At 40.3% G+C, this 20464-nt stretch carries 15 protein-coding genes; 4 read left to right on the forward strand and 11 right to left on the reverse strand.

Annotation, left to right across the window (positions count from 1 at the left end; all coding sequences use genetic code 11):
* Nucleotides 1-4: 4 nt before the first annotated feature.
* Genes G6053_RS10340 through G6053_RS10350 form a run of 3 tightly spaced genes read right to left on the reverse strand, consistent with a single transcriptional unit; the run spans nucleotide 5 to nucleotide 3346 of the window.
* On the reverse strand, nucleotides 5-1198 hold the full coding sequence (locus G6053_RS10340) for a glycosyltransferase family 4 protein (protein WP_165306379.1): 1194 nt from the start codon (nucleotides 1196-1198) through the stop codon (nucleotides 5-7).
* On the reverse strand, nucleotides 1185-2135 hold the full coding sequence (locus G6053_RS10345) for a lysylphosphatidylglycerol synthase transmembrane domain-containing protein (RefSeq protein ID WP_206531917.1): 951 nt from the start codon (nucleotides 2133-2135) through the stop codon (nucleotides 1185-1187). Before G6053_RS10345 ends, G6053_RS10340 begins: the two co-directional genes overlap by 14 nt.
* 35 nt (nucleotides 2136-2170) lie before the next feature.
* On the reverse strand, nucleotides 2171-3346 hold the full coding sequence (locus G6053_RS10350) for a glycosyltransferase family 1 protein (protein ID WP_121121659.1): 1176 nt from the start codon (nucleotides 3344-3346) through the stop codon (nucleotides 2171-2173).
* 203 nt (nucleotides 3347-3549) lie between these two features.
* Between G6053_RS10350 and G6053_RS10355 the strand changes: the two genes are divergently transcribed.
* Nucleotides 3550-4533, forward strand: a complete 984-nt coding sequence (locus G6053_RS10355) for an endonuclease/exonuclease/phosphatase family protein (RefSeq protein ID WP_165306381.1) — start codon at nucleotides 3550-3552, stop codon at nucleotides 4531-4533.
* Nucleotides 4534-4689: 156 nt separating this feature from the next.
* Here the strand turns inward: G6053_RS10355 and G6053_RS10360 are convergent, their stop codons facing one another.
* Nucleotides 4690-6315 carry an ATP-binding cassette domain-containing protein gene (locus G6053_RS10360; protein ID WP_121121663.1) on the reverse strand — a complete coding sequence of 542 codons (1626 nt, stop codon included), beginning with the start codon at nucleotides 6313-6315 and terminating at the stop codon, nucleotides 4690-4692.
* A gap of 268 nt (nucleotides 6316-6583) precedes the next feature.
* Here G6053_RS10360 and G6053_RS10365 point away from each other — a divergent pair, with 268 nt between their 5' ends.
* From G6053_RS10365 to G6053_RS10375, 3 genes are all read left to right on the forward strand, one after another.
* Nucleotides 6584-7564: a hypothetical protein gene (locus tag G6053_RS10365; protein WP_165306382.1), complete on the forward strand. Its 981-nt coding sequence runs from the start codon at nucleotides 6584-6586 to the stop codon at nucleotides 7562-7564.
* Nucleotides 7565-8179: 615 nt separating this feature from the next.
* Nucleotides 8180-9373, forward strand: coding sequence for a Na+/H+ antiporter NhaA (gene nhaA, locus G6053_RS10370; RefSeq protein WP_165306383.1), 1194 nt, complete (start codon nucleotides 8180-8182; stop codon nucleotides 9371-9373).
* Between the two features lie 126 nt (nucleotides 9374-9499).
* Nucleotides 9500-10729 (forward strand): DEAD/DEAH box helicase, encoded by a 1230-nt coding sequence (locus G6053_RS10375; protein ID WP_108632169.1) that lies wholly within the window; start codon nucleotides 9500-9502, stop codon nucleotides 10727-10729.
* A gap of 46 nt (nucleotides 10730-10775) precedes the next feature.
* Here G6053_RS10375 and G6053_RS10380 read toward each other — a convergent pair whose 3' ends face one another.
* The 7 genes from G6053_RS10380 to G6053_RS10410 form a co-directional block, all read right to left on the reverse strand.
* Entirely contained in the window at nucleotides 10776-11141 is a 366-nt protein-coding gene (locus G6053_RS10380) for a VOC family protein (RefSeq protein WP_108632168.1), read from the reverse strand.
* A 181-nt stretch (nucleotides 11142-11322) separates the two neighbouring features.
* A complete protein-coding gene (locus tag G6053_RS10385; protein ID WP_108632167.1) occupies nucleotides 11323-12189 on the reverse strand; it encodes a DMT family transporter in 867 nt (288 codons plus the stop codon).
* Nucleotides 12190-12563: 374 nt separating this feature from the next.
* On the reverse strand, nucleotides 12564-13988 hold the full coding sequence (locus tag G6053_RS10390) for an efflux transporter outer membrane subunit (RefSeq protein WP_108632166.1): 1425 nt from the start codon (nucleotides 13986-13988) through the stop codon (nucleotides 12564-12566).
* Nucleotide 13989: 1 nt separating this feature from the next.
* Nucleotides 13990-17139 carry an efflux RND transporter permease subunit gene (locus G6053_RS10395; protein ID WP_108632165.1) on the reverse strand — a complete coding sequence of 1050 codons (3150 nt, stop codon included), beginning with the start codon at nucleotides 17137-17139 and terminating at the stop codon, nucleotides 13990-13992.
* Nucleotides 17140-17175: 36 nt separating this feature from the next.
* Nucleotides 17176-18285 (reverse strand): efflux RND transporter periplasmic adaptor subunit, encoded by a 1110-nt coding sequence (locus tag G6053_RS10400; RefSeq protein ID WP_108632164.1) that lies wholly within the window; start codon nucleotides 18283-18285, stop codon nucleotides 17176-17178.
* A gap of 230 nt (nucleotides 18286-18515) precedes the next feature.
* Nucleotides 18516-19277 carry a LytTR family DNA-binding domain-containing protein gene (locus tag G6053_RS10405; protein ID WP_108632163.1) on the reverse strand — a complete coding sequence of 254 codons (762 nt, stop codon included), beginning with the start codon at nucleotides 19275-19277 and terminating at the stop codon, nucleotides 18516-18518.
* Nucleotides 19274-20380 carry a histidine kinase gene (locus G6053_RS10410; RefSeq protein WP_108632162.1) on the reverse strand — a complete coding sequence of 369 codons (1107 nt, stop codon included), beginning with the start codon at nucleotides 20378-20380 and terminating at the stop codon, nucleotides 19274-19276. The genes G6053_RS10405 and G6053_RS10410 overlap by 4 nt, the downstream gene beginning before the upstream one ends.
* Between the last annotated feature and the right edge of the window lie 84 nt (nucleotides 20381-20464).

Consider the following 20464-nt stretch of genomic DNA (forward strand, 5'->3'; position numbering starts at 1 on the left):
TTTGTTAAAGGGTTTGGCACAGTTCGACGAAGGTCTGACCGTAATTTCTGGCCATGATGTCCCAGCTGAACTCTTTGCTCGTATTGCATTTGAATTTCTGCCCCAGTTTTTCATAATGATCTGGATGGTCTAAAATGGACTGTAACTGCGTTATCCATGCATGAGCGTCCCGGCTAGCAAGCAGAAGTCCATTGTGATTATGTGTAATGGCGCTAGTAATCCCTTCCAGTTCGGCGGCGACAACGATGGTGCCTGCAGCAGATGCTTCCAGACAGACCAATCCGAAACCTTCCATATCCCCCGGTACCTGGATATTGGGCATCAGAAAAGCTTGGGCTCCTGCGAGCAGCTGCTTTAATTGAGCAATGGAAACTTTTCCCAGATGCTGGATTTGTTCCGGATATGCCTTCAATAATTTGCGCATATTCTGTTGATCTGTTGGATATCCAAGAAATAGGGTAAACAGATGATAAAGTTTGTTGGGCAATAAGTTGAGTAAACGTTCCGTCGGCGTAGGGTTATGATCAAACGGCCCTATCATAACAAGTTTAAAATTACCCTGAACTGCAGGAATGACATGTTCCATAAGCCACGAAAACCCTTTGCGTCTTACAGGCCTTCCTAAGGTGATAAAATAAGGCAGAGGCGTAGCATTTCCGCTTAAGTTACGATACTCAGTTCCGATAAAATCCAGGCCATTTTCCGGTGTTACAGCAGTGCTGGGAAGGGCCGGATCCACACCGTTTGGGATGACCAAGATTCTGGAGGCATCAATTCCACGTGATTGAGCGGCTTGGGCAGTTGCCTGACTCACTGTTATAATGCGGTCAAATACATTGAAGCGGGGGATTATCCGACGTTGAAAATAAGGAAATGGAAAAACGACATCAAGGCCATGAAGGGTGACGATTCTTTTGAGATGGCCATATCCCTTATGAAAAGATGCCAAAGCAGCAATTAATCCGTCATTAAAATGAATGAGCTTAATGCGGGGGTTGTCGCTGATTTTCGATACGATACGTCGGTTCAAATGAAAGAAAAAAGTCAGAATGGATTCTTTATTATCATAAACGATTGTATGTACTTTTAGATAGAGTGCCACATTATTAATGAGCTCAAAGCTCTGTTTTTCCATTCCGCCGACCGCGGGCGGATATTTGTGGCTAACAAATAAGATTTCTATTTCAGACGGTAGCATGTAGATTTTTTCTTTTGATACAGAGATAAAATATTACTCCAATTGCAGTCCAGAGTAGCTGACGGCCACGGCGCAGGAGGGAAACACTTAGCCAGATGCTTCCACCTGAAATTCCGATCATGCTAAGTAGTATTTTGTTTGAGATTTCTTCAACGCCAAGTTGCCCCGGAATAAATGCACCTGCACTTTTAAATATAATTACACTCATATCCAGGATTAACCCATGGATTAGTTTGATATCAACAGTCATAAATTTTAAGATCAGGTAGAATTCAAGGCTTCCAATTAACCAATGTAATGCAAACAGCAAATAGGAATACCAAAATACCTTATTTTGCTGCTGGTAGAAGTCTTTTGTGCTCCAAAGTAACTTCTGGATCTGATTTTTCGCTTTCAATAGAAGTGATGTATCGACTACTTGTGCTGGTGGTGCTTTGCTGGATATGAGCCAATAGAATATAAAAATGACAAACAATATTAGTATCGCACAGACGGCATAGACCGCAGGTCCTGTAGATCGGATAACTTCTTTTTTTAGCGGAGAAAACATCAACCAGATCATTGCAAGTAAGAAAAGGTTTAATTGTGATAGTATGGCCGTGATACGGGAGATGGTGACAGCATTTAGCCCTTGCTGTAATGGGATATCATAACGGGTTAGCAATTGGGCTTTAAGCAGATCTCCGCCGATGATGCTGGTGGGATTGAAGAGTCCGACTGTTTCACCGATTTGACGCACTGCAAAAAGCTCGATCAGGTTGATCTTTTTTTTCGAGGCTCCCAGACAAACCCACCAAGCCAGTGTTCCGAAGAAGTAGGCTACAAAAGTTGTCAATACGATAATGATAAAGCGATAACCAATAGTTGACAGTTCTCTTTTCAAGGCGGAAAGATCGCTGTGGGTTAGGAAAATTACCATGGAAATTAGGATCAACATGAGAAAGACGGCTTTGATTAACCGAGGGAATGTTGTTAATTTGCCCATGCGAGGTCTGTGTCCTGTGTTTTATCGGCCAGTAATTCGATGTCGTCAAAGTATTGTTGGGATAGCCGTGACCAGTCTAATTGGCCGACATAAGAAAGTCCCGCTGTAATCAAGCTTCTTCTTAGCGCTGCGTCAGACAGGATTTTCTTTACATAGTATACATATCCGGCCGCATTTTCGGGCTGGCATTTAAATCCACTTACACCATGCTGAATCAGCGATGCTGAACCACCGCCATCTGCTATCACACAGGGCAGACCCGAAGCCAATGCTTCGACAACAACGTTGCCGTAAGTTTCTGAAACCGAAGGAAAGACAAAGACATCTGCTGATGCGTACAGTATGGCAAGTTCCTGATGTGTCTTTTTTCCCAGAAAAATAGCATCGGGCATTTCCTGCATTGCAGTTGACTTTGCGGTTCCTTCGCCGACTACAATAAAATTATAGTCCAGTTTTTGAGCTTGTATTTGCTGGTAAATGTCAATCAGGGTTTTGATATTTTTCTCCCAAACGATCCGGCTTACAAATAGCACAGTTGGTTTTCCATTTTTGGTCAGTTGTTGGATGTAACTCATATTCTTTTTCGTAGGTGTAAATAGCTGCGTATCAATGCCTCTTTGCCAGAGCTTCAATCCGTCCTGTTGAAGGCCGATCTGCTGGAGTTCAGCTAAGATAGATTTTGTCGGAACATAGATGATGTCACATTTGTTGTAGAAATTATTCATTGCACGTTTCATCCATTGTTCTGTGGGCTTGACCAGAGGCAATATATTTTTGAAATAATATGCGATGTAGGAGATGAAATGTGTGTGGTATATGGTTAATACGGGTATATTTCTACGTTTGGCATAATTCAATGCAAAGAAGCCCAGCAGCGAGGGGGTTGCGATATGAATGATGTCCGGTGCAAATTCATCCAATGCCAGTTCGAGCTTTTTTTTGATGAGCTGCGGAATAGCCAGACAATAATCATCATTGACAGGTATTTTAAATGTGGGAACTTTGTAAGAAAGAAAGTCCCGGAATTGTGTGGGACCGCCACCGTAAATAAAGAAATAACTGAAATTTTGTTGGTCAATACGATTTATGAGCTGAAACATTGTGCGAGATGCACCGTCGAAATCTTCAACGAGTATTTCTGTAAAAAAGGCTACCTTTCTCATTTTATTTTAATTAGGGGTTTCATAAAAATATTTGAAAAGCGTAACTCAAAAGCTATTTAGATATTAATCTTTTATCATTAAAGTGTTTGTAAATTGTTAATTATTAATAATTTGTCAATAATTTTTATAAGTAAAATTAATTTTAGAGTATAGTTGACCTAATGTTGCAATGGTATTTTTGGGATGAACAAATTATTCAGTCCATGTTATTAGATTTATTGTTCGAAAGGAAAACTAGACTCAAAGGTCTCCGAAAGGTTCTGATTTTAGCTGTTTGTGCTTCGGCGGGCGTCATGTTGGGCTTCAAATTGAAGCCTAAGGAAGTGAGGCCCATGAATTTCGTTTATGTCGATATGCCAAACGCACGGGAAGGACGGCTTAGTTTATTGACCTATAACATTGCTGGTCTTCCAGAATTGATTTCAAGTGCCGAGACCGAAAGGGCTTCGAGCATTACCTCGATCGGTGAATTAATAAATTCTTTTGATATTGTCAATGTGCAGGAGGATTTTAATTATAATAAGTTTTTGTACAGTAGAAACAAGCATAGCTATCGAACTGAAAATATGGGCGGTGTACCTTTCGGCGATGGATTGAGCACACTGTCAAAATATCCTATACAGGATTTTGAACGGGTGAGCTGGAAGGACTGTAATGGATCGGATTGTTTGACTCCTAAAGGATTTTCGTATGCAAGAATCCAGCTGGCGAAAGAGGTTTTTATTGATGTTTACAATGTGCATGCGACAGCTCAAGATGATCCCGATGCAACGGTGGCCCGCCAGAAGAATTTGAATCAACTGAAAAATTATATTCGAAAGCATTCCGCAGGGCAAGCTTTGTTGATCATGGGCGATTTTAATGCTCATTATGCGTACACCTTGGATAATATTGTTTCTTTTCAGAGTGAGTTAGCGCTGGTGGATGCTTGGGTAAATTTGAAAAATAACGGTGAAATACCCTCGCATAAACAAGACTTTACAGCTCGGGCTGCATTGGATTTAACGGATGATTGTGAAGGAATTGATAAGATCTATTACCGTAATAATAACCGTATTGTTTTTGAAGCAAAGGACTATCAAGTTCAAAAGCATCTTTTTCAAAACAAGGCGGGACAAGATTTATCTGACCATTGTGCCGTATCGTTACAGTTGGGATGGCGCATGATTACCCCCTTCGATCAGTAGACTTTCTCAATTCTTTCATATCAATCGCGATTAGCACTGAGCCCCTTCAGTGCTTTTTTGTGTTTGGGTATTTTCGACGGTCCAAACAGGGCTATCTATAAATAAAAAGCCCCATAAATAAGTTATGGAGCCTTTATAAAATTGGGATAAATTATCTTATTTATACATCTCTTCGCGTTGTGCTTTTACCACATCACTGTTGATGTATTCATCGTAAGTCATTAATTTGTCGATAATTCCTTTCGGAGTCAATTCAATGATCCTGTTTGCCACAGTTTCAGTCAATTCGTGGTCACGGGAGGTGAACAGCATTGACCCTTTAAAGTCTGACATTCCATTGTTCAATGCGGTGATTGACTCTAAGTCCAAGTGGTTGGTCGGCTCATCAAAAATTAAGAAGTTGGCTCCCTGTAGCATCATTCTTGAGAACATACAACGCATTTTTTCACCCCCGGAAAGTACTGAAACTTTCTTCATCACCTCTTCACCAGAGAATAACATTTTCCCCAAGAATCCACGTAGAAACTGTTCATCCGCTTCAGGGTTGGTTGTATAGTCTCTTAACCAATCGACCAAATTTTCATTTTTACCTTCGAAAAAAGCTGCATTTTCAATTGGCATATCCGCTGGAGTGATGGTAACCCCCCATTTAAATTCGCCACCGAAATCAGTATCTCTACCGGTGATAATATCGTAAAATGCTGTAGTGACTAAAGAGTTGGGACCTAATACCGCAATTTTATCACCTTTATTGATCATAAATGTGATGTCCTTGAAGAATACTTCACCATTAACGGTTTTGCTCAAACCTTCTACCTGTAATGTTTGGTCTCCCGGTTCGCGGTTCATGGTATTGAACATGATTGCCGGATATTTACGGTTGGATGGTTTGATCTCATCAATATTGATCTTATCCAGCGCCTTTTTACGGGAAGTGGCCTGTTTTGATTTGGATGCATTGGCTGAGAAACGACGGATAAATTCCTGTAGTTCTTTAACCTTGTCTTCCATCTTTTTATTTTGGTCTGCACGCTGTTTTAATGCCAGTTGAGAAGATTCGTACCAGAATGAGTAGTTACCTGTATAAATAGTCATTTTACCAAAGTCTATATCTACGGTATGCGTACATACAGCATCCAGGAAGTGACGGTCGTGGGACACTACAAGTACAATTGCTTCATAAGAAGCTAAAAAGTCTTCTAACCATGCAATTGTATTGATGTCCAAGTCATTGGTAGGCTCATCGAGAATCAAGATATCTGGATTACCGAATAATGCCTGTGCCAATAAGACACGTACTTTTTGATTACCATCAATTTCAGAGACTAACTTATAGTGAAGCTCTTCTTTAATGCCCAAGCTGCTCAATAAGGTAGCTGCATTGGATTCTGCATTCCAGCCATCCATTTCTGCGAAAAGACTTTCAAGTTCGCCTGCACGTTCGCCATCTGCATCAGAAAAGTCTTCTTTCATATAAATGGCATCTTTTTCTTTCATGATTTTGTAAAGATCTTGATTACCCATCATGACAGTTTCTAATACCGTATATTCGTCGAAAGCATAGTGATCCTGACTCAATACAGACATGCGTTCGCCGGGAGTAAATGCCACCGAGCCCGTAGAAGGGTCAACTTCGCCAGAAATAATTTTTAAGAAAGTAGATTTACCAGCTCCGTTGGCACCAATAATACCGTAACAGTTGCCAGGTGTGAATTTTAAATTGACATCTTCGAATAGTACACGTTTACCATAACGAAGGGAGAGATTTGACACATTAATCATGCTGCAAAGATACGTTTTAATCTTGTATTTTTTAACTATTTCCAAACATCAGTTCCTGATATAATCGCCTCGGTTTTAGCTTTTGTAAAAGCTGGATTTTCATGTGAATAGCGTCTAACTGTCGAAAATGCAAAATGCAGACATTGGACCTACGGTAGAGTAGAGAACATGGTTAAAAAAATGTGCCAGATTAATAAATTATGAATTCGGTGCTATACCTATAAATTGGCTTCTTTTTTGTTGCTCTAGCGTTGAAATGAAATCAATTATGAAAAGAAATAGCATTCCGTATGCTTTAGTAGTCGTTTTTGCCTTTTTGCTGAATTTGCAGGGAGCCCATGCACAGTTTGGTGGACTGCTTGATAAGGCGAGCAAGGCCGTAGCTTCCAAAGGGAGCAAAATGTTGGGATTGGACAAGCTTTTAAAGGAACCTGATGCGATAAGCACAAGTTTTGAAGATGTGAATCGAAAAGGTGAACAGATGCCCGATTTTCAAAATACAGCCGTCTATAAACCCTTGGAAAATTTAACCAAAAATGGTCAGGACGGCTATCTACTCGAAGCAGGTCATTTTGAAATGACCAACAAAAGTTACTGTCTGAAGGCGGGTACCTATGCCCCGTCCAAGGGTGATGGCTATATGTACGCCCCTACGCTTGGAAAAAAAAGGGAGGTTGTTATCGCGATCTTAAAAAGTGCGGAAAGACATCCTGAAGTTTCACAATCGTCGATACAGATGTTATTGTGGACTATTATTGCTAAGACCAAATTTATAGACTATGCTGGTGAGGTCAAGGAGACAGCATTGAAGTTATTGAGCCCAGAACAGTTGTTGTTATTGGAAGGCGGGGCACTAGGTATATTACCGTTTGATGTTGTGCAAAAAGCGAAAGATCAGATGCCACCTGCTGTGCAAACTATATTTGAAGCAGAGAATAATATCAGGCAGCTGGTTTCTTCTGGCAACTATTCTTATGCCGAATTTGAAAAGTATGCGATTATGGCCGGTATGGCCGAACCTCGTACTGATGTCCCTAGTGGTATCTGGACACTTCATCCCGATGGTTATTACGTCCGATATTTTCCTAGCGGTTACTCCATGACCAAAGTACAGATATATGTACCCGAGGAACTGACCACAAAATTGAAAGGCAAAAAGTTGATTTACGACGCGACAGATGATATTGCTTGCCCTGCGAATACAGGATCACAACGTTTAGCGCAAACTAATGAGCCGATTAAACACTAGGTATGATGTGGTTAAAAGAGAAAATGGATGTATTTAGAAACAATAAGGGAGATCAATCGATCTCCCTTATTCATTAAATTTCCTCTTTTGCCTCCTGTATAATATAAAAATGATGACAATAATAGCTACGATCCCTAAAATAATATAATGGGAGCCTGATTGTTGTTGATGTTGGGTTGTATCCTCTGTCGTCTGCGCATATATAAAATTTGCTACGAAAAGAAGCACCATGAAAATCCACTTCTTGCACATAATAAACGGTTTATTAACTATAGTAGCAAGCTAACTATTTTTTGCAATAAAGACAAATAAATTTTACAAAAATGACAATATCAAGAAGTGGTTTGCAGTGGTTGTGTATAATGTGTTGATTTTTATGGAGATGTCGGGTTTTTAGGCGATGTTTAAAGTTAAAATGTCTACATTATTGGAAGAGATTGTTGTCAAAATGACCTTTTTGGTGTTGAACGATTAAAAAATAGTTATTTTTTGTGTTATAATGGGGCAGATTCATGTCATCTGGCTCGTGGGTGGAAATAATGAGATCAGCGGTCGGATTAATGGACGTAAAGTTGTATATTGTGAACCTTTTGAGCATTTAAAGATATTAATGTCATGTCAAAACTTATTAATTTAACTGTCTTCAGAGAATTTTTGAAATCTAGCTTTGCTGGTGGGATTATTCTTTTTTCCTGTGTAATCTTGGCGTTGATCGTGGCCAATACATCGTTATATGGATCGGTCATGGACTTTCTGCTTCGAGAAGTAGGATTTGAAACCGACAGTATCCAGCTGAAATATTCCTGGTTGTTATGGCTCAACGATGGATTAATGGCTATTTTCTTTTTATTGGTGGGATTGGAGATAAAAAGAGAAATTGTGGAGGGGGAGCTATCTTCTCCTAGTAAAGCCGTTCTTCCAATTTTGGCTGCTGTGGGTGGGGCATTATTGCCTGCGGCAATCTATTTTATCATCAATAAAGATGCTGCCGACACGGCGCACGGTTGGGGAATTCCCATGGCGACGGACATTGCGTTTGCGCTTGCCGTAATCACACTTCTGGGAAATAAAGTCCCGGCTAGCCTCAAGATTTTTCTGGCGGCTTTGGCCATTGTCGACGACTTGCTTGCAATCTTAGTTATCGCTTTGTTCTATAGCAACGGGATTCATGCAACCTATCTATTTATTGCGCTGGGCATATTTGTTTTTTTAATTGTCCTCAATAAACTTGGGGTAAAAGCGCTATGGGCTTATCTTATTCCGGGGCTTTTTATTTGGTATTTTATCCATCATTCTGGCATACATGCGACTATTGCGGGGGTGTTGGTAGCAATGACATTACCCACTACGCCTGATGAAACAGAGTCTCCGCTGGAAAAGCTTGAGCATTTATTGACTAAACCCGTGAATTTTATTATTATCCCTTTGTTTGCGTTTGCAAATACATTAATTCCAATTCATGCAGAAATGGTTGGCGGTTTAACTTCAAAATTGGGACTCGGTATTATTGTGGGATTGATTGCCGGAAAATCAGTTGGCATATTTTTAATTTGTTTTATCGCAAAAAAAATGAAAATAGCACAGCTTCCGGATGGTGCAAGCTGGATGCAAATTTTCGGTGTAGGTTTATTGGGGGGAATTGGTTTTACCATGTCTATCTTCATATCTATCTTATCATTTGATGACGCCTTCCTGATCGAAGAAGCAAAATTTGCGGTGCTTATGGCTTCGCTTTGCGCTGGAATAATAGGATATACGATATTGAGATTGGCGGGTAATTCCAAAAACAATCTAGAGAGTATAGGCTAAAAATGGCATGGATTTAAAATGCTGTCAGCAGGTTTATTTTCGGTATGCTCCTTTGGAAAGTAAAAGCTGACCTCATATATAGATTAGTTTTAGTAACTTAGCACATATTTAATAAAATAATAAAATTTGAGATTTACTGAATTTGGTTTTGTTCCGGAATTGGAAGAGGGCTTAGAAAGCATGATGTTTGAAGAGGCTACGCCTATTCAAGAACAGACAATTCCCGTCATAAAGGAAGGAAGCGATATGATTGCCTGTGCGCAGACAGGCACGGGGAAAACGGCGGCATATATGTTGCCAATTTTAGATGCAGTCGCTAGGGATGCTAAAGAATACATACGTGCGATTATACTTGTTCCGACAAGGGAACTGGCATTGCAAATAGATCAACAGATCATGGGGATGTCCTATTATACGGGGGCAACTTCCATCTCGATCTACGGAGGTGGTGACGGTATGGGCTACGAACAGCAGAAACGTGCTATCCGGGAGGGTGTTAATATTATTGTCGCTACCCCTGGTCGACTAATTAGTCACCTTACCTCAATGAAAGTCGATTTAACCCATCTGACGCATTTTGTGCTGGATGAAGCGGACAGTATGCTGGATATGGGGTTTCAGGATGATATATTACGCATTGTCAGCTATCTGCCAAAGAAAAAGCAAATGCTGCTTTTTTCCGCGACGATGCCCCTCAAAATCCGAAATTTTGCGAGAAAGATTCTTTCTAAACCCGTTGAAGTCAATATCGCCATTTCAAAACCTTCGGAAGGTATAGATCAGCGTGCATATCTTGTATATGATAAGCAAAAGATGGATCTATTGAAGATTATCTTACAGGATGTTAATTATGTCTCTGTCATCATTTTTGCCTCACAAAAAACTACAGTTAAATTATTGGCACAAGAACTGCAAAAACAGGGAATAGACGCAGAAGGTTTTCATTCTGATCTCGAACAGGCGAAGCGTGAGGATATCATGAGCAGATTTAGATCACGGCAGGTGAGGGTGCTTGTCGGGACGGATGTAATTTCGCGCGGTATCGATATCGTAGGGATCAGTCTGGTTGTAAATTATGATGTTCCGCCAGATCCTGAGGATTATGTACACCGTATCGGCCGTACAGCGAGAGCTGCAACAACAGGTACTGCCATTACTTTTGTGAATGACAAAGATCAGCAACGTTTTTCTCAGATTGAAAACCTGATCGGTTATCCTGTAGAACAAATCGCTTTACCGGAGGGCTTTGAGGCTGGACCTGAATATAATCCTACAAAGAAAAGCGGCAATTCGCAAAATCGAAGACGTTCCAATAAGAACAGAAATAAAAATTATCAGAAACAAAAAAGGGCTTAATTTATTAAGCCCCTTGTGTTTTATGCTATTCGCCTGTCTGATCGGTCTATTCTGTTGCCCATACAGCCAGCTCATAGCCGTCGGGGTCTTTAAATTGGAATCTTTTGCCACCAGGAAAGCTAAAGATGTCTTTGACAATGACACCCCCGGCCTGAGTGACTTTGTCACGCGTAGCGACCAAATCATTCGAGTAAAGAACGACTAAAATACTGCCGTTTATCGGTGTTCCAACCGTAAAACCTCCATCCACATATTTACCGTCAAAGGCCGTATACTCAGGACCGTAATCTGTAAAGCTCCAGCCAAAACTTGCTGAATAGAATTGTTTAGCTCTTTCAAGATCGCTTGATATAAATTCAAGATATTGAATTTGCTCATGGATAAGTTTGTTGTCTGAAGAAGAATTGCTCATAATATTGTCTAAGTGATGTTCATTTTTTCGAAAGCTCACTTGAATTTCTTATTGCAAGTGAGCTTTCGATATGATATAAATATAAGACTTTGCCCGAACAAATTTTTGGACATATCTCATGAATCTGTTCTTAATTCGTGCTAAACGATTTCATCGTCTTTATGTTATATCAAAATCTCGATTATTCTCTTTTTCTACCGAGGAGTGCCTGGATAAACACAGAGAGCATAACCAATGAAAGTCCGAAATAGAATGATAGATTGAGTTCTTTGGATTCATGAAAGAAAAAAAATGCAATTAGGATAGCATACACAGGTTCGAGGTTAAGGCTTAAATTGAGCGTAAAAGCAGAAATTCTCTTTAAAATTTCTGTGAAAGCGATATATACGGCAACGGTACAAAAGAGGGACAAAATGAGGAGGTACAGCATATCCGTTAAACTCGGGATAAAAGAGGACATGGGATAATAATAAAGATAGCCGGGAAGGAGCAGACCCAGGCCGATAGTCCCGCCGATCATTTGATAATAATTGATGATTATACTATTGTATCGTTTGACCAAACGTTCATTATAAATCGCGTAAAGCGAAGCGAATGCTGGTGAAATGATTCCCAAGATAATACCCAATTGATGCGCTGTATCGAAATGAAATATCGATGCTATGCCACATAGTGTAAGTCCACTCAGCAGAAACTCCGAACGTTTAAACCTTGTTCTGTTGATCATTGGAGCAAAGATTGCGGTAAAGAAACTAGCCATGCAGTAACAGACTACGCCAATGGAAATATTGGAATATTTGATACTTGCATAAAAAAGTAGCCAGGAAGCTGTAACCAAAAGCCCATTTTTTGCGATAGCTAATTTTTCAGCTAAGCTGATCTGATGTGGAATTTTAAACCATTTTAAAATAAAAAATAGAAAAATAGCAGCGAAAAATACCCGATACCAGGTTAGCATACCTTCATTGAGACTGATGACCTTGCCCAATACGCCCGATATACCTAAACATACCACAGCAAGATGCAGTATGAAATATGAATGTTTCATAAGATGTTGTCTTCCAGATCTATCTTAAAAAAGACAGATATTTATTGTTATAAAATTTGATTGAGAATTTAAGGCATGGGCAATTAGCCGATTATTCGGTGCCATACTTTATTAATATTTTAGCAAATATTAAACGATTGGAGGAGGAAGACAGCTTGTTCTGTTCATAACATTCTATTTCTTATCCGAAGATAAGAAAATTTAATGGTTTAATTTTGATGAATGAAAAATAGCAAGGATCCATTTGGGTGATTGTATTTGTGGTGAGGGTATCTGCCAAAAACGGGGGCTAATTTTCATCAGCCCCCGTTGATTAAACTTTGATAACATGGATATGCCCAAAATCGTCTGAAGAAAACCTTATGCTTATCCCGTTACTGTTCGGTATCGTTAACTCCACCCAATGCGCGGTAAAGATCCACCACTGCGTTTAGTTTTTCCCGCTTTATGCTAATATGTTCGAGATCATTTTGTAAAGCATTGTTTTGTGCGGTTATGACCTCCAAATAATTTGCCATGCCACTTTTGTATAAGAGCGCAGCATCCGAAGTCGCTTTGGCCAATGATTTGGATTTAGCTTCAATCAGTTGTAACCTCCTTTCGCTATGTTTAATTTTAGCCAAGGCATCCGATACTTCCGAAACCGCGAGCATAACGGATTGTTTGAACTGTACCGCCAATTTCTCCCGCTCGATTACCGAGATGTCATAGTTCGTTTTTAATGCACCTTTTTGAAAAATGGGCTGGGTGATGTTGCCAGCTATTGTTTTCACTATTGAACCCGGCAGATCAAACCAGCGATTGAACTGAAAGGAGTTCGTTCCGATCGAAGGTGTTAAACTTATTGAAGGATACATTGCAGCTTTCGCTAATCCCATTTTACTATTAGCGGCGACAATAGCATATTCAGCTGCTTTTACGTCGGGTCTCCGGCTAAGCAGTTCGGCAGGAACACCGGTTGCTACTGTTTCGTTGACGAATGTTGCATCAAGATCTTCGGAGCGCTGAATTTTATCAGGAAAACCGCCACAGAGAATGCTTAGGGCATTTTCTTCCACGGCAATATTCTGGTCTGCCAAAGGAATCAGCAATTCTGCAGTTTTCTTTTGGGCTTCGGCTTGTTCAACAGCTAACGAACTCACGAGTGAAGAATTATATTGGAGGCGTATCATCGCCAATGTACTGTCACTAAGCTGAACGTTTTTTTGTGCAATCTTTAGCTGTTCATCCAATGCGATCAAATTGTAGTAAGATTGGATAACCTGAACAATAATGCGGGTCTTTAATGCAGATAAATTTTCCTTCTGTCCAAAGAAATTTGCTAAAGCTTCTTCTTTCTGCATTTTTGCCTTTCCCCAGATGTCTGCTTCCCAGGCAAGCCTGAGCGTAGCGCTGTAGTCATCCATATAGGGTGTTCCGATAAATTGATCACTGAGGGAACCATTGAGGGAATTGGTGGATAGCCAAGTTCTATTCGCGCCCAAATTTAGGTCAAGTGTCGGCAACAAACCCTTTTTTGATTGTTTATAAGCGAGCTCCAGCTGTTGCATACTAAGCAGTGCCACACTTACATCCGTGTTTTTAACCAGTGCTTTCGTTATGAGTGCAGTCAGATTGGAATCCTTCACAAACTTGCGCCATGATAATGCTAGTGTATCGGAAGTCAGGACAATTTCGTTATTTCTGAAATTTTCCGGTAGCTCCATGTCCTGACGTGTATATTTTTTGCCCACACTGCATGAAGCGAGCAGTAGGGAAGTGCCTGCTAATATGATAATATATTGATGAAATTTTTTCATTTTAATGGTTTGTCTTATCCACGAGTTTTTTACTTGAAACCTTTTCCTGCAAATATTGAAACACCAGGTATAATAGAGGTATAACGATCACACCCAGGATCACACCGCTTAACATCCCCATTGCTGCTCCGGTGCTGATGGAGTGGTTGCCTGTTGCTGTTCCGCCCGATGCGAACATCAATGGGATCATACCTGCTATAAAAGCCAATGAGGTCATTAAGATCGGTCTTAGACGTGCTTTGGCACCCTCCAGAGCCGAATCAAGGAGTGAAGAACCTGCCCGTCTACGCTGCAAAGCAAACTCAACGATCAGAATCGCATTCTTGGCCAAGAGACCAATTAGCATAATCAATCCGACTTGAACGTATATATTATTGTCCAGACCGATAGCACGTGTTCCTAAGAACGATCCTATAATCCCTGTCGGAATCGATAACAGAACTGCCAACGGCAATAGGTAACTTTCATATTGAGCGGAAAGCAAGAAGTAGACGAACAATAAGCTCAATGTCAAAATAATCATCGTCTGATTGCCGCTAGATTTTTCTTCAAGGCTAAGTCCTGTCCATTCGTAACTATAGTCTCCGGGTAGCTTGTTCAATACGTTTTTCTCCAATGTTTCCATAATAGCTCCGTTACTGATGCCCGGATTACTAACGACATTTATGGTGAGTGAGTTGTACAGGTTGTAGCGTGTTACGGATTCTGGTCCATAGACTTTACGTAGTGTTACCAATGTATTTACGGGCAGCATTTCCCCTTTGTTATTCTTGATAAATATTTCATTGAATGCGTCCTTATCTGTTCTAAAAATTCCATCTGCTTTTACGGCAATACGATAGAATTTACCAAAGCGATTGAAATTCAATGATTGATCGCCCGCAAAATAGGTCTGGACCGAAGAAAGCATTTCACTGACATCGACTCCAAGCTGGGCAGCTTTATCCTCGTCAACTTCCAGTTCCATTTGAGGGTAATCCGCTCTAAACATGGTATAAGCAAATTGCACACCCGGTTGTTGCATGATCTTAGCAATAACAGAATCGGACATCGCTTTAAGCTCCACCGGGGATTTACCGGCTCTATCCTGCAGTACAAGTTCGGCCCCGTTCATCATACCGTAACCGTCAACAGGAGGGGAGCGGAAGGCCATTGCATTACCTTCTTTGACAGTGGTCAGCTTTTCAGAAATCACCTGATGGATCTGATCAATATCGTTCATTTCACCACGTTTTTTCTTATCCTTTAGACGGATGAATCCTGTTGCATATGCCGCACTGGAGTTGTTCCCGATCATATTGAAACCCGTTATACTTGTGTGACTTTCAATAGCGGGTAGGTCAGCGAGTAGCTTTTCTATTTTTTCCACGGCTTTTGTCGTCCGATCGAGACCGGTTCCCGGCGGCATCTCCAAACTGTACACGACAAAGTTGTCATCTTCCATTGGAACAAAGCTTTTTGAGGTACTCGTCATCAAATATCCTGCAGCAGCTATCGTGGTGATAATTAATAAAGCTGCTATCCATTTTCTCTTAACGAGGAATTTCAGTGAACCAACATATCTATTTGTCATGTTCTCAAAACCAGCATTAAATGCTTTGAAAAACCGCTGGGAGAATCCTGCTTTCTGCGTTTGCCCGTTATGATTTTCGGCATGTGTGTTTTTCAGTAACAAGGCACATAGTGCTGGGGTCAATGTAAGCGCATTGATTGCCGAAATTACAATAGCGATAACTAGTGTATAGGCAAATTGTTTATAAAACATTCCCGATGAACCCGTCATAAAACCGATCGGAATAAATACAGCACACATGACCAAGGTAATCGAGATTACGGCACCAGTTATTTCGCCCATGGCACTGTGTGTGGCCTCATTACCGGTCATGGTCGATGTTTCCATCTTGCCATGGACGGCTTCGACGACAACAATGGCGTCGTCGACGACAATACCGATCGCCAATACCAAGGCGAAAAGGGTCAATATATTGATGGTAAAACCAAATACCAGCAAGAAAAAGAACGTTCCCACGATGGCAACTGGTACCGCAATTGCGGGGATAATGGTCGATCGGATATCCTGCAGGAATAAGAACACAACCAAAAAGACCAAAATGAATGCTTCAATTAATGTAGAACGTACTTGAGCGGTACTTTCATCCAGACGTTCCTTGGTACTGATCAGTTTAAAGATCTTGATGCCGGGAGGAAAAGAGCGTTGTGCTATTTCGATCTGTTTATCGATCCCTATTTCGATTTCATTGGCATTGGAACCAGAAGTCTGGAAAATACCGATTGTAACCGTGTTCAAACCATTATTTTGCGAGTTACCGCTATAGCTGATCGAGCCAAATTCTATCCGGGCAACATCTTTTAGCCGGACGATCTGAACATCATTATTTTTGACAATAATGTTTTCATACTGTTCCGGAAGGTTCTTTTTCCCTTTATATCGAATGACATATTCCAGGGGTGCTTTTGATTCTTCACCTAATTTTCCCGGGGCAGATTCCAGACTTTGTTTAGAAATAGCGGCGATGACCTCTTGAGGTACAAGACCGTAACTTGCCATTTTCTGAGGGTTCAGCCAAACGCGCATGGAGTAGTCTTTGGAGCCAAATACCATGGCCTGGCCCACGCCGGGAACACGTTTGATCTGTGGGATCAGGTTAATGTTGACATAGTTCTGCAGGAATAATTCATCATATTTTTTGTTATCTACGGTATAGATATTGAAAATCATGATCATGCTATTCTGCTGTTTGGAAGTCGTCAATCCCATACGGACCACTTCCTGTGGCAAAATTGGAGTAGCCTGCTGCACCCTGTTTTGTACGTTTACTGCTGCCTGATCTGGATTTACCCCAGCCTTGAAGACGATACGCACCGAAAATGTACCGTCATTACTGGCCGTTGAGGTAATATATTCCATGTCCTCCACACCGTTGATCTGTTCTTCCAGTGGTGTAACAACTGAGCGTAGTACGGTTTCACTATTACCGCCGGGGTAACTTCCTGTCACTTGAACAGTGGGTGGAGCGATGTCCGGGAACCGTGTCTGTGGTAACCTGAGTAGACCGATGATTCCGAGTATGACAAATATGATAGATATAACAGTTGCCAAAACTGGCCTGTCAATAAATTTCTTCAGCATTTTATTTTAAATTTTAGATAAATCTACTACAGGTTCTTATTTCTTAGTAGGTTGAACCTGCATTCCGTCATTAAGCATATCAATTCGATTCATTACGATTTTTTCACCCGCTGTTAGACCTGATTTGAGCAGATACTCGTTGGCCGTATTTCCGGCAATCTCGATCTGTTTCATGGCAATTTTGTTTTTGTCTCCGATGACATAAACAAAATAGCGGTCCTGGATATCTTTAACAGCTGCCATGGGCACTAACAATACATTGTCATGAGCCTTTTTTAGGACAACTTTGGCTGAACCGCCAGAACGAAGTATTTTGTCCGGGTTGGAAAAGATTGCCTTTAGTGTCATACTACCAGTCGTCCTATCAATATTACCGCTGGCCATTTCTACTTTTCCAGGGTGATTATAGACTGTACCGTCAGCCAGGATCAATGTTGCATCATCCTGAGATGATTTTGTTTTATGGTCCTTCATAAAGGTTATAAAATCAGCTTCGCTTAAGGAGAAATAGACGTTCACGGTATTGATTTCAGACAATGTTGTCAACGGTGTTGCATCTGCAGCCGTAATCAGATTTCCGATACGATTTGGGATCCGCCCGATATATCCGCTTACTGGAGCATTTATTAAGGTAAATCGCGCATTGATTTGCGAGGAGCCTAAGGCCGCTTGTGCCTGTGCAACCTGAGCTTTTGCAGCAGCGTAATTTGCTTCGGCAGTTTTAAGTTGAAGTTCGGTGTACACCTTACCTTCTACCAAGGGCTTGATTTTTTCAATTTCCAGTTTGGCATTTTGCTCTGCGGACAGCGCTGCCTGATAAGCTGCCCTGCTGTTATTAACTTGTTCATTATATACATCTGCTTTTATTTTGAAAAGGGCTTGGCCTTTGGTGACGTAATCCCCCTCCTTCACATAGATCTGCTCCAGATAACCCGTTACTTGAGCTTTTACGTCAACATTGACCGTACCCTCTAATGTGCCGGGATATTTTTTTTCTGTTTCCGCCTGTGCAGGGGATAGTTCGATAAAGTCAACAGTAACTGCCTGCTCTTGCGGTTGTTCTTGGTTACCTCCACAGGACGATAATAATGTAGCTGCTGTAATAAATGTAAGGATAGGTTTTAAAGTCATCGTTCTTAGTGCCATTTTATCATTTTATATAAAGCAAAAGAAAGAATTCTTTTAAGGGATGTTGTAAGGAAATCTACCGAGACGTAACAATTGCTTGCTGAAACGTAGCTATAATGCGCTGAATTTTGATATTATTTAATCAGAATGGGGCTTTTTTGTCGTTTTCCTTAGAAAGACGCTACTCGCAGAACTGATCTCACCCTGTTAACTGGAGCCAAAAAATTGGAATTAAAGACTGCTGTCTATTAATAATCCAGCCAGTTTTTTAAGAGTTGTGCTTTTTCGCGGCTGACGAGGATTTCGACATCTTCGCTATATTTGATTTCTACTTTAAGTTTGCCATTAAAATGATTATGTAATCTCTTTATTGCGTCTATATGCACAATAAATTGTCTATTGGCACGGAAAAAAACTTTGGAATTTAGTTGTTGTTCCAGTTCTTCTAAGGTTTGTGGTACAATTTCGACCGTGCCGCATTTCAATTTGGCATGTGTCAACTTAAACTCTGAATAAAAATATTGAATGTCTTCTACCAGTATTGTTTTATAACCATCCTTGTAGGGTAGGAGAAATCGGGTTCTGAAATCTTTTGGATAAATAAAATCCAATAAGCCCCGGATCGGGTCCTGATTCGTCTGTTGAAGTTTTAGACTGTCTAATTTGATCAGCGCATTTTCTAATTCTTTTTTCTCTACAGGTTTCAGGAGATAATCTATACTGTTGAACTTAAAGGCCCTGACGGCATATTCATCAAATGCGGTCGTAAAGATAATGGGGCAGTCAATTTTTATACTTTCCAGAATCTCGAAACTTAAACCATCAGAAAGACGGATATCCATCATGACCAAATCCGGAGATTCATTGCCTTGAAACCAATTGATACTGTCCGCAATATTATCCAAAACATCCAATATCTGTATGGAGGGTTTTATTTCCCGCAACAGTCGTTTGAGACGATCAGCATTCAGTTTTTCATCTTCAATAATTAAGACATTGGTTATGCTCATGAGTTTTGTTCTATAAGTGGTAGATTTACTTTAAATGTTTTTCCGTTGTTCAATATCTCCGGCTGTAGATTTGACAGAAGATCATATCTTTTAATGATGTTGGAAATACCTATTCCTGAGGATTCCGATACATTTTCTATGGGTATCAAAATATTCTCGACAACAAGCTGATTCTGTGCATTGGTGTATACCTTGATTTTTAACGAACGCTTTTTGTTGGTCTGATTATGTTTTAATGCATTCTCAACCAGGAGCTGTAGCGTGAGCGGTGGTAATTGATAATTGGACTTGGCAGGATCTACGTTAATTTCAAAATGGACACCATCCCCAAATCTATTCTTTATCAAGAAAATATAGGAATCAAGGAAATTGAGCTCTTCTTCCAGCGAAATAACATCTTTTTTTGAATTCACCAATAGATAGCGGTATATTTTGGAGAAATTTTCGGCATATTCATATCCCAGCTGTTGATCTTCTAAAATTATTTCCGACAATACGCTCAGATTATTGAATACAAAATGAGGGTCAATTTGCAGTTTTAGGGACTGAAGCTCGGCCTCTAAAATAACTTGGCCAAGTTTGGCCGCGCGTATAGATTCATTTTTCCAGTTGTTAATCAGATGGATCCCAATATTTATCCCCATAATCATTAAAGCGATCATCACACTGATGGAGATATTTTGTATCGCACCTCTTTTTTCCTCTAAAGATGTTGCAATGGTAACGTTCTGTAGTTCAAAATAATAACGGGAGATGATGTAAACCAGTAATAAATTGATGAGTAGAACGACAATGAGATTGATGACGGTTTCAATAAGCAGTCTTTCAGTTGGATTGTCCTTCCAAGTTAAGACAGCGTCCAAGCGATTATGGACAATAATGCTAAATTCCGAAATGAGGAAACTATAAATAATTGTAAATGTCCATTCGCCCAGTATTTCAAATATATTTCGTTGGAAATAGCCATTCCAGCAGCTGGCGAACGGATCTATAATATAAGCAACAAGGTAGATGAGGAAAAAAGACAACAGGGTAAATAATAACCTCTTCTTATTTGTACTGATTAAATTTTTTTCATTCTTATAGATCGTCTTCTCCTGCATACGTTTTACGTGTATATTGCCATTAAATCAATACAAATTTCGCAATTCATTTAAGAATTGGATTACAAATTTATTCTGAAGTGT

Origin of the sequence: Sphingobacterium sp. DR205, assembly GCF_011064245.1 — a bacterium.
Taxonomy (GTDB): Bacteria; Bacteroidota; Bacteroidia; order Sphingobacteriales; family Sphingobacteriaceae; genus Sphingobacterium; species Sphingobacterium athyrii.

Excerpts from the sequence above, each read along its gene's own strand:
- G6053_RS10340 (WP_165306379.1), bottom strand. The coding sequence starts at position 1,198 with ATGCTACCGTCTGAAATAGAAATCTTATTTGTTAGCCACAAATATCCG.
- G6053_RS10345 (WP_206531917.1), bottom strand. The coding sequence starts at position 2,135 with ATGTTGATCCTAATTTCCATGGTAATTTTCCTAACCCACAGCGATCTT.
- G6053_RS10350 (WP_121121659.1), bottom strand. The coding sequence starts at position 3,346 with ATGAGAAAGGTAGCCTTTTTTACAGAAATACTCGTTGAAGATTTCGAC.
- G6053_RS10355 (WP_165306381.1), top strand. The coding sequence starts at position 3,550 with ATGTTATTAGATTTATTGTTCGAAAGGAAAACTAGACTCAAAGGTCTC.
- G6053_RS10360 (WP_121121663.1), bottom strand. The coding sequence starts at position 6,315 with ATGATTAATGTGTCAAATCTCTCCCTTCGTTATGGTAAACGTGTACTA.
- G6053_RS10365 (WP_165306382.1), top strand. The coding sequence starts at position 6,584 with ATGAAAAGAAATAGCATTCCGTATGCTTTAGTAGTCGTTTTTGCCTTT.
- nhaA (WP_165306383.1), top strand. The coding sequence starts at position 8,180 with ATGTCAAAACTTATTAATTTAACTGTCTTCAGAGAATTTTTGAAATCT.
- G6053_RS10380 (WP_108632168.1), bottom strand. The coding sequence starts at position 11,141 with ATGAGCAATTCTTCTTCAGACAACAAACTTATCCATGAGCAAATTCAA.
- G6053_RS10385 (WP_108632167.1), bottom strand. The coding sequence starts at position 12,189 with ATGAAACATTCATATTTCATACTGCATCTTGCTGTGGTATGTTTAGGT.
- G6053_RS10390 (WP_108632166.1), bottom strand. The coding sequence starts at position 13,988 with ATGAAAAAATTTCATCAATATATTATCATATTAGCAGGCACTTCCCTA.
- G6053_RS10395 (WP_108632165.1), bottom strand. The coding sequence starts at position 17,139 with ATGCTGAAGAAATTTATTGACAGGCCAGTTTTGGCAACTGTTATATCT.
- G6053_RS10400 (WP_108632164.1), bottom strand. The coding sequence starts at position 18,285 with ATGGCACTAAGAACGATGACTTTAAAACCTATCCTTACATTTATTACA.
- G6053_RS10405 (WP_108632163.1), bottom strand. The coding sequence starts at position 19,277 with ATGAGCATAACCAATGTCTTAATTATTGAAGATGAAAAACTGAATGCT.
- G6053_RS10410 (WP_108632162.1), bottom strand. The coding sequence starts at position 20,380 with ATGCAGGAGAAGACGATCTATAAGAATGAAAAAAATTTAATCAGTACA.